The organism is Arthrobacter sp. H41, assembly GCF_000520535.1.
GTDB lineage: Bacteria > Actinomycetota > Actinomycetes > Actinomycetales > Micrococcaceae > Arthrobacter_D.
In genome coordinates, this window is record NZ_AZRZ01000423.1 from 1 (window position 1) to 8,508 (window position 8,508).

The following is an 8,508-nucleotide window of genomic DNA, read 5'->3' on the forward strand; positions in this document are numbered from 1 at the left end:
GGGGGGCGCGGTGGTGGTGTTCTGCGTGGTGGTGTCCTGGCGTCCACCGGCCAGTCCGTAGTGCCGGTAGAGCTGCTCTTCTTCTTCCGGGCTGAGGCTACCGTCCGCTTCGGTGCGTGGCGCGTCCTTGACCTGGTCCTTGGTGTAGCGGACGGTGACGTCATTGCCGTCAACGTTGACGCCTTCTAGGGGAACGAAGGACTCCGAGGTACCGAAGAGCCCGGTCTTCACAGTGACCCAGCTCGGGTCTCCGGTCTGGTCATCCAGGTAGATCTGGCCCACGGCACCGATTTTGTTGCCCTGGGAATCCAGGACGTTGCCCCGGCCAGACAGGATGCTGTCGATATTCTGCTGCGTGATCATGAGGTTCTCCTTGCGTGATGGTTATCGGTGAAAGGTGATCGGTAAACCACTGCCCCGAACCAAAGCCGGGTGCAGTGCGAGAAAGGGACTCCACCAGGTAAGACGACGGCAAGGGTGAATCGTCACGCCGAGAATTCATCTTTTTTCCCTGGCTCGCGGCAGGGCCAGGGGAGCCTGCTACGATCACCAGAGCGACCGGCCGTTCAACCAAAAACGAGATGCGGGGGCCGCCGTGGCGGCCCTCGCATCCCGTGTCCTGTCGGTCCTGAACCTTCAGGGTTGTGGACCTGTCCGTGCTATTTCTTGAAGGCGTCCTTGACGTTCTCTCCGGCGCCCTTCAAATCAGCGGTGGACTGATCCGCCTGCCCCTGAGCTTTGAGCGACTGGTCATTTGTCGCATCTCCCTTGGCTTCCTTGAACTTGCCGCCGACCTTCTCGGCAGCATTCTTGATCTTGTCGTCCAAACCCATGAGTCCTCCAAGGATGCAGAGGCCAGTCCCGGCTATAGGCCGGGCTAGCGTGATGTTCCGGCGAATAACCGGTTCGAAGCCAACCCTAACCAGTTGCTGTTCCCGCTGTCAGTAACCTTTTCTCCCTCCCCCGGGCCGAAAAGCGACAGTAATTTATCAATCCACGCCGGATCGGGGCGATGAGACCCGGTGTGCCCGAGGTGGCGCCGCCTTATCTCGGGAAAGGACTCTGTCGGGTTTAGGTGAGGGTGGACCGCAGGTGTGCGGGGGTGGGGGATCCTTCGATGGCCAAGATGGTGACGTTGATGCTGCCTACCTGAAGCCCGGCCTTGCGGATGATTTCCGCAGCTCGTTTCTGCGCTGTCTCGGCCACCTCGACTGCTGGGTGGGCGACGTCGGTGGCGACGTCGATCTGTACGTTGAGAATCTCGCCCGCTGCTGAGAGGAGCAGTCCGTCGCGGGCTACCACACGTGGTTCTTGCCACCCTGAGCCGGTGGTGCGGTGCAGGCTGTTCAGGGACAGTGCCCGGAGCCGGTTCATCATACTCTTGACCGTCGGTTCCAGGCGGAGGATCCCGGGGAGTTGCGCAAGTGCGGCACTGAGGTTGTCGGCGACGGCTTCCAGATCGACCAAGCGGGGTTCGACAGGGGATTCCTGGGGCTGGTCAGAGATCATAGAGATCCTCCACGACGACGTCGATCTGCTGCATGGTGATGGCGGTCTGGGCATGCACGATGGTCCCGATGCGCTCCCGCAGCACGGCCATTGTCGGGGGAATGCTGACCGTGGAAGACAGCGCCACGTGGAGGGACATGCGGACGTCGGAAAGGTCGACGGTGTCGGTTCCCGCGGGCTTGCCCTCCGCGGTGCTGATCGTGCACCGACGTGCGTGGACCCCTGGAACGGTGGAGGCCGCGAAGCGGATCAGGCTGTTCAAGGCCTGTTCGCTGATCTCGATGCTGCCGTGCGGTGTTTCGCGTAAGGCTGTGCGCCGGCTGCGGCGGATTTCCGCGCGGGCCACCATCATGATCGCTTCCCGAATTCGGCCCGCGGGCTGCAGGTCCGGATCGGTCAGGTCGCGTTCCTTCATCGCCTCGGTGACGGTGGCGAGGTTGAATAGTGCGGTACGGGCGTGTTGACAGTCGGAGCACCCTTGTTCGTGGGCGTTGGGTGGTTCATCGATGGATGCCCACAGGTCATCGAGGTTCCGCCCGCATCCCAGGCGGGGGGTGTCATCGTTCAGCGCCATGATTCCATCCCTTCTGCCAGAAGTCGTTTTGCACGGGCAATGCGGCCACGGACCGTGCTGGGCGGCAGTTGCATCATCTGTGCGATCTCGCTGTAGGAAAAGTCGTGCACTTCGCGCAGCAACCAGCAGGCTTTGGACTCGGGTGGGACCGTTTCGAGCAGGTCAGCCAATGCTCTCATCTGCGCCTCGGCTTCGACGGCAGCGGCGGGATCCACGGACTGCGCCGGTGCCGCCGCTGTCCGGGCGTCGTCGCGGTCGTGTTGGTGCTCGGCGAGATCGGTGGGCGCCAGTACGGTGGTGGGCCGGCGTTGACGTTGCCGGAGCGTATCGAGGCATTTGTTCGTCGCCGTCCGATACAGCCAGGGCCGAAACAGTTGGGGTGTGGAGAGTTTCGGCAGGCTCCGCCAGGCGGCGATGAAGGTTTCCTGCACAATGTCCTCAGCCTCCGTGCGGTCGTTGAGCATCCGGTACGCCAACCGGAAGATACTTCCCTGATACGTGGTGATCAGCGTGTCAAAGGCGTCCAGGTCCCCGTCCTGGGCCCGGACGATGATCGTGACCTCATCCAGGGAGATTGTCGGTGGCAGCTCGTCTCCTCCCTGATGGGCCGTCGATCCCCGCGCAGCAATGGACATCTCATGGTCACCCGGATTCGAGATGTTGGCGTGGTCCATAAAAATCCTTTCCTGCGTCGCCCCCATTGCCACCTGTCAAGCCACTCGGCACCGGCCGCACTGCCCGGATAAGACCAGGCACACTCCTTGCCCCTGAAAGCCGGGCAGTAGCCCTAATCTCTCACACGAGAATCTTTTTCGAAGAAAGTTTCCGCCTCGGCGTGACGATTCCACCTGGCGTGCGTCTTACCTTGTGTACCGCACAAACTCTTGACTAGGAGATTGATTATCCATGGCAGATGACCAGACCACCGCCGCCCGCCGGGCCGTCGTAGTACCAGCTACCGGCGAGGAGCAGCAGCGCATCGCGGACCAGCAGGCCAAGGAAGCACAGAAGGCCCAGAAGGTCGGCCCGCTGCAGACCGAGCAGGGCAACACCACGATCGCCGAGACGGTGGTCCAGAAAATCGCGGGTATTGCGACCCGCGAAGTTCCCGGCGTCTATGCGATGGGCAGTGCAGGGCGCCGGGCGTTCAGCAGTCTCTCCGAACGCATCCCCGGATCCCAGACCAACGTCAGCGGAGGCGTCAGCGTCGAAAAGGGCGAGCGTCAGGCCGCGATCGATCTCACGGTCGTCGTCGAGCACAACGCCTCGATCGTCGAGGTCAGCCAGATGATCCGCCGCAACGTCATCCAATCTGTCGAGGACGCCACCGGGCTGGAGGTCCTCGAGGTCAACATCAACGTCACCGACGTGCACATGCCCGAAGATGACCAGAAGGACACCAGCAACGACCCCGGTCGCAGCGAACTGCAGTAACTGAATTCCCCGGCCTTCACCGGCAGTCTCGCCGGTGAAGGCCTCTTCTGGTCCCCCACATTTTGCATCGAGAAAGGCACCCGAATCATGAGTACAACAGCTATGGGCCTGCTGACCGGTCTCTTCCTGGGCTGGGTCGCAGCGTTCGGAGGGTTCTCCGAGTTCCTGATCGTCGCCGTGTTCGGCGCCATCGGCCTGCTGATCGCCCGAATCATCGACGGCAAGCTCGACCTCGGTGCTCTGACCGGGCGCTCAAGTAACCGGCGGTGACGACCATGGCAGCACCGCAGCCACCCCCCGTGAACCCACCGACACCGGGCACCATTGAACCATCACAGCGAGGAACCCTGACCGTCGCCCAGAAAGCGATCGAGAAGATTGCCAGTTCCGCCGCGTCCGAGGTTCCGGGTATCAGCGGCTCCACCGGCGGGTTCCTCGGCGTCGGAACCCGCAGTGATGAAACAGCCCGTCCGAAGGTGGATGTGCAGCTCAGTGGACTCATCGCCACTATCCGTATCAGCGCCGGCGTCCAGTATCCAACACCCTTGCGCACCGCAACGGAACGCCTTCGAGAGCACGTCCGCCAGGAAGTATCGGCACGCTGCGGCGTCGAAGTACGCCAGGTCGACATCGATATCGACGAGCTCGTCACCTCATCGCACTCCACCGGACGAAGGGAACTTCTATGAGCCCGAAACCTGCATCCCCGGCGCTGCGCCGACGGTCCAGCCGCTCACTACCGGCCACCTTTCTCGCGGTCCTGCTGCTCCTGCTGGCCGCGGCGGCGACGTGGATCGGCATCACCCGTATCACCACCGGGGCGTGGCCGCCGTTCCTGGCCGCACTCCGCCAATACCTTGCCTCACTGGCCTGGAACAACCCGGCTGTCTGGGCCGCCGCGATCATCCTGACCCTCATCGGTCTGATCCTGCTCCTGACCGCGATCCTGCCGGGCAAACACAACACTGCCAGGATCAAAGGCCCCGAAGGTGCTGATGAACACTTCGCCGAAACAGCCATGAGCCGGCGCGGCGTCGCCAGGCTCGCCGCCGCCCACGTGGACCAGACCGATGGCGTTGACGCCAGCTCCGTCAAAGCAACCGCCAAAAAAGTCGACATCCATGTCCGAACCCCCCTCCACGAACCCGGGAACCTCCAGGAGCAACTCACCGGCTCCTTGACCCGCAAACTGCAGGACGTCGGCCTGAACCCCGTTCCGAAGGTGTCCGTGCGGGTCCGCACCACCACCTAGCGTCCACTGAGCCCGAATAACCCGAAGATAGGGGTGCGTCATCGACGGCGAACGTCGAGCGTGCACCGCCACGAAAGGATTCACACATGAGGCAAACAGCCGGCAGACTCAACCGGACATGGCTGGCCGTCATCGGTCTGGTGACCCTGGTCCTGGGCATCGCGGGAATTCTCCTCGCCAGCGGCACCGCCGGCACTCTCGCCCAATCCAGCGGAGCTGGAATACAGGCCCCCCAACCCGCCGACCCGGCCCTCCCGGAAGGCGTGCGGGACGTTTTCGCCCCCGACATCGCAGCCGTCATTCTTGCCGTCCTTGCGGTGCTGGTCGGGGTGCTCGCCCTGTTATGGCTGCTGGCCCAGATCCCGCGACGGAATCAGGCCCGCGCCCTCCGGCTCCACGGCAACGACGGAGCCACTGGATACACGACCTGCGAACCGAAAGTCCTCACCAAAGCAGTGGAGGAGGAAACCGGAGCCCTGTCCGGAGTCACCGGGGCCACTGCCCTTCTCAGAGGATCAGCCGCCGAGCCTGAATTGACCATCGATGTGCGCGTCGATGACCGGGCCGATGTCCAGGAAATCCTCGAGAAAATCCACACCCGGGTTGCCTCCAACCTGGAAACCGCGTTGGAAACACCGCTGCGGAAAGTCGCCGTCCTGTTCAACGTCACCTCCCACCGCCAGAATGATCGGGAAGTCGTCCTTTAACACGGCACGGCGTCCGGTAGGTGTTGGGTGGGCTGGGAAGTACGTCACAGGTGGCATTCCCAGCCCTCCCTTATATTCCGCGCATCCTGCTTTATCTTTTTCACCTCATGACCCTCAGCTAGCGCGCGTGCTGGCTCTTCTGGAAAAAGTACCCTCATGCATAGCGGGACAATCCTCTTCCACGACCCCCTGGACGGTAGTACGATCCTTCAGCCAGCGGATGGAGGTTCAAACCTCATCACCATCATCGACGGTTCGGGTGGTGATTACCCGCCTGGAACGACCGTGCAATACACCACCGTGCGAACTGGCCGCGGGCTCTCCGTCATCATCCACTCCGCGTCCGTGCCATGAAGCCGGAGTTTGGAACCCTGATCATGTTCCTGAACGGTGGATCCGCAGCAGAAGCTGCGAAACGCCCGCCACTGGGCCACTCTCCGGATGATAAGTCACTGAGCAGCGCCCACGGATGACCCCGTTGGGAACCGACTCCAGTGATTCCCTCTGGCACAGCCGGCTCCTGGACCTGACCCTGTTCATCAGCCATCACCGCAGGGTCCCCTCAGGCCTCTCCGAGGACCCGGCCGAGCGGCGGTTGAGTCGCTGGGTCGATATCCGGCGCCGGCACGCCATCCACGGAACACCGTCGTTGGTGAAGGTTGATTCCATGGAAGCTGTTGTCCCGGATTTCCTGATCCACCGAGCACCCCCGCAGGATCCCCGCTAGCTTTGGGCCCGCACCGCCTCGTCCTATGTTTCCACCTCTCACCGACGCGTTGTTCGCTCCCCACTGAACCTGCGGCTTACCCCTCCCCTATCCGCCAACCCGGAACGTGTATCCGACACAGTGACAACCAGTTTCATCACCGGTACAGCAGGCAACCGCCACTTCCAGCGCTCTGAAATTTTTCTGCGGATCATTGCAGATTGGTTACGGCGCATCTTTTTGGATGCCATGAACGGTGCGGCCCGTTAGGTTCAGTAACAGAGAGGGCAGTAACGCCGCGGTGCTGCCGATGGGGCACTCTCCCCTGCGCTGCCGGTACTCACATTCGAAGGAGGGCATCGTCAACGCACCCGCCAGCATTGTTGGTATCACCCCGTCTCAGCGTGAAGGTCTCTCACCGTATGTTCACACCCATTCCACGCAGCTGCTCGTCTAACTCCTCTGCTGTGCATCTAGCTGATCTTCTCTGCAGTGTCGCCGAGCAGGACGAGCAAGCCTTCGATGAGCTGTATCGGCAGTGCTCACGCCGGGTGTATGGGCTGGTGCGCAAAGTCGTCGTGGACGATGGGATGAGCGCCGACACCACCCAGGACGTCTTCCTGACCCTCTGGCAAGGCGGCACTGCCCGCTACGACCCCCACAAGGGCTCAGCGCTGTCGTGGATCCTGACCATCGCCCACCGCAAAGCCGTGGACAAGGTCCGGTCGGAGCAATCCCATCGCGCACGGGATTTGCGGTGGAGTATCAAGAACCAGGATCTCGACTACGACCATGTCTCCGAAACCGTGATCACCCGCGAGGAAAACGCAGCCGTCACCGAATCCTTGAAGGTCTTATCTGTTTTGCAGCGAGAAGCGATCCATTTGGCTTTCTACGCCGGGATGACCTACAGCGACGTCGCCGAACATCTGGGTATTCCCCTCTCCACAGCGAAAACACGTATCCGTGACGGCATCCAGCGACTCAGTCTTAACCTGCACATCACCTGAGACCAGCAGGGCCAGTAAGGGGTGTGTCATCAGCCGCTACGGAAACACGAAGTGCGGTTAGCGGTTGACTTCGTGCTGGGCGGCTTCAGCGAGTTCCCGCAAGGCTTGTCCGTCCTCTGCCGTGAAATCTCTAGGCTTTGGGTCAATGATGCAGAGGGTTCCGATGGTCCACCCGCTTTGAGTGTTCCCCCCAACAACTCCTTCAAGGTCAGTGCGGGTCTGGGTGCTGGTTGGTCGTGCAGGATCAGGCGCCGCCCGAACAGGGTGGGATCTCGTTTCTCTGCCGCCCGGATGGTGTAGCGGACACGCCGCAGATCCGCCCGGCAAGTGACGGCGATCCGCTCGGCCGGGAACACCGCTGGCGTACATCAGGAGCCATTCCTGCTTCGAGGCGCAAGGCCTCCATGGGTCCGGATCCGGTCGATGGTTTCGTGCTGTCTGGGTGACGGTGAACTCCTCGACGGGGCTGCCAGGAAAAGGGTCCGGCTAGGATTTGGGCAGGGTTGTGCTGTCGACGAGGTAGGGGTGATGAGTGTGGCTGATCAGTATGAAAGTGGGCAGGGTGAGCCCTCCGTCCAGGACGCGGGCGCTTTCGCGGGCCGGGACGTGTTGGCCGTCGAGCTGGGCGAAGTGGCGCGGAACCTGCAAAAGGAAACAGATCCGACCGGGATCCTGCAGAAAATCGTCGGCGCCGCCCTTCGACTGATCCCGGGCGTGGAGGAAGGTTCCATCAGCGCCGTCCAGGGACGCCGGCATGTCATCTCCAGGGCGCCCTCCAGTGACACCGCGGCCCGGATCGATGCCTTACAGAACGAAACAGGTGAAGGCCCGTGCCTGGACGCGATCTACGAAGAACAGACGGTCCGGGTACCGGATATGGGCGCTGAACTGCGGTGGCCACAGTTCAGCGCCCTGGCCGCAGACGCGGGAGCGGGGAGCATGCTGTGTTTCCAGCTGTACGTCGAAGGCGACAACCTCGGGGCACTGAACCTCTACTCCACACGCGTTAACGCGTTCACTGACGAATCCGAACACGTGGGCCTGCTCGTGGCAGCCCACGCCGCGGTGGGTTACGCCGAAGCGGTCAAAGCCGAACAACTCCAGGCGGCACTGCGCTCCAGGGACCTCATCGGCCAAGCCAAGGGCATCCTGATGGAACGCTACAAGATCACCGCCGACCAGGCCTTCGGCATCCTTGACCATGCGAGCTCCCGGTCCAACACCAAACTGCACGACGTTGCGGAGCGGCTGGTCGCCACCGGTGAGGTACCTGTCCTGAAAGAACCTTCCTCACCCCGGTAAACCTGTCCGGCCCT

General features: G+C 62.4%; 13 protein-coding genes. 8 read left to right on the forward strand and 5 right to left on the reverse strand.

What is annotated here, in order from left to right:
• From Y705_RS0100615 to Y705_RS0100635, 5 genes are all read right to left on the reverse strand, one after another.
• Positions 1-363 (reverse strand): PRC-barrel domain-containing protein (locus tag Y705_RS0100615; protein ID WP_026531469.1); only part of this gene is annotated, 363 nt, incomplete at its 3' end.
• A gap of 296 nt (positions 364-659) precedes the next feature.
• Positions 660-833, reverse strand: a complete 174-nt coding sequence (locus Y705_RS16265; RefSeq protein WP_049822042.1) for a CsbD family protein — start codon at positions 831-833, stop codon at positions 660-662.
• Between the two features lie 238 nt (positions 834-1,071).
• Complete coding sequence (locus Y705_RS0100625) at positions 1,072-1,509, reverse strand: hypothetical protein (RefSeq protein WP_026531470.1); 438 nt, start codon at positions 1,507-1,509, stop codon at positions 1,072-1,074.
• On the reverse strand, positions 1,499-2,083 hold the full coding sequence (locus Y705_RS16270) for an Asp23/Gls24 family envelope stress response protein (protein ID WP_049822043.1): 585 nt from the start codon (positions 2,081-2,083) through the stop codon (positions 1,499-1,501). The genes Y705_RS0100625 and Y705_RS16270 overlap by 11 nt, the downstream gene beginning before the upstream one ends.
• Positions 2,074-2,757 carry an RNA polymerase sigma factor gene (locus tag Y705_RS0100635; RefSeq protein WP_049822045.1) on the reverse strand — a complete coding sequence of 228 codons (684 nt, stop codon included), beginning with the start codon at positions 2,755-2,757 and terminating at the stop codon, positions 2,074-2,076. Before Y705_RS0100635 ends, Y705_RS16270 begins: the two co-directional genes overlap by 10 nt.
• A 232-nt stretch (positions 2,758-2,989) precedes the next feature.
• Between Y705_RS0100635 and Y705_RS0100640 the strand changes: the two genes are divergently transcribed.
• The 8 genes from Y705_RS0100640 to Y705_RS0100680 all read left to right on the forward strand — a co-directional run bounded on the left by Y705_RS0100640 (position 2,990) and on the right by Y705_RS0100680 (position 8,494).
• Complete coding sequence (locus tag Y705_RS0100640) at positions 2,990-3,517, forward strand: Asp23/Gls24 family envelope stress response protein (RefSeq protein WP_026531472.1); 528 nt, start codon at positions 2,990-2,992, stop codon at positions 3,515-3,517.
• An 87-nt stretch (positions 3,518-3,604) separates the two neighbouring features.
• Positions 3,605-3,787 (forward strand): hypothetical protein, encoded by a 183-nt coding sequence (locus Y705_RS0100645; protein ID WP_026531473.1) that lies wholly within the window; start codon positions 3,605-3,607, stop codon positions 3,785-3,787.
• 29 nt (positions 3,788-3,816) lie between these two features.
• Positions 3,817-4,206 (forward strand): Asp23/Gls24 family envelope stress response protein, encoded by a 390-nt coding sequence (locus Y705_RS0100650; protein ID WP_026531474.1) that lies wholly within the window; start codon positions 3,817-3,819, stop codon positions 4,204-4,206.
• The gene (locus Y705_RS16275; protein WP_049822047.1) at positions 4,203-4,769 is read left to right on the forward strand and encodes a DUF6286 domain-containing protein; all 567 of its coding nucleotides are present in this window, start codon (positions 4,203-4,205) and stop codon (positions 4,767-4,769) included. The genes Y705_RS0100650 and Y705_RS16275 overlap by 4 nt, the downstream gene beginning before the upstream one ends.
• Positions 4,770-4,855: 86 nt before the next feature.
• Complete coding sequence (amaP, locus tag Y705_RS16280) at positions 4,856-5,476, forward strand: alkaline shock response membrane anchor protein AmaP (protein WP_049822048.1); 621 nt, start codon at positions 4,856-4,858, stop codon at positions 5,474-5,476.
• A gap of 469 nt (positions 5,477-5,945) precedes the next feature.
• Entirely contained in the window at positions 5,946-6,203 is a 258-nt protein-coding gene (locus tag Y705_RS0100670) for a hypothetical protein (RefSeq protein ID WP_155849825.1), read from the forward strand.
• 401 nt (positions 6,204-6,604) lie between these two features.
• On the forward strand, positions 6,605-7,192 hold the full coding sequence (sigK, locus tag Y705_RS0100675; RefSeq protein WP_049822049.1) for an ECF RNA polymerase sigma factor SigK: 588 nt from the start codon (positions 6,605-6,607) through the stop codon (positions 7,190-7,192).
• 534 nt (positions 7,193-7,726) lie between these two features.
• Positions 7,727-8,494, forward strand: coding sequence for a GAF and ANTAR domain-containing protein (locus Y705_RS0100680; protein ID WP_253908423.1), 768 nt, complete (start codon positions 7,727-7,729; stop codon positions 8,492-8,494).
• Positions 8,495-8,508 lie beyond the last annotated feature (14 nt).

What these genes read in the sequence shown, in the direction of transcription:
- Y705_RS16275 (WP_049822047.1), top strand. Translation starts at nt 4,203, where the DNA reads ATGAGCCCGAAACCTGCATCCCCGGCGCTGCGCCGACGGTCCAGCCGC.
- Y705_RS16270 (WP_049822043.1), bottom strand. Translation starts at nt 2,083, where the DNA reads ATGGCGCTGAACGATGACACCCCCCGCCTGGGATGCGGGCGGAACCTC.
- Y705_RS16265 (WP_049822042.1), bottom strand. Translation starts at nt 833, where the DNA reads ATGGGTTTGGACGACAAGATCAAGAATGCTGCCGAGAAGGTCGGCGGC.
- amaP (WP_049822048.1), top strand. Translation starts at nt 4,856, where the DNA reads ATGAGGCAAACAGCCGGCAGACTCAACCGGACATGGCTGGCCGTCATC.
- Y705_RS0100670 (WP_155849825.1), top strand. Translation starts at nt 5,946, where the DNA reads ATGACCCCGTTGGGAACCGACTCCAGTGATTCCCTCTGGCACAGCCGG.
- Y705_RS0100645 (WP_026531473.1), top strand. Translation starts at nt 3,605, where the DNA reads ATGAGTACAACAGCTATGGGCCTGCTGACCGGTCTCTTCCTGGGCTGG.
- Y705_RS0100640 (WP_026531472.1), top strand. Translation starts at nt 2,990, where the DNA reads ATGGCAGATGACCAGACCACCGCCGCCCGCCGGGCCGTCGTAGTACCA.
- sigK (WP_049822049.1), top strand. Translation starts at nt 6,605, where the DNA reads ATGTTCACACCCATTCCACGCAGCTGCTCGTCTAACTCCTCTGCTGTG.
- Y705_RS0100625 (WP_026531470.1), bottom strand. Translation starts at nt 1,509, where the DNA reads ATGATCTCTGACCAGCCCCAGGAATCCCCTGTCGAACCCCGCTTGGTC.
- Y705_RS0100635 (WP_049822045.1), bottom strand. Translation starts at nt 2,757, where the DNA reads ATGGACCACGCCAACATCTCGAATCCGGGTGACCATGAGATGTCCATT.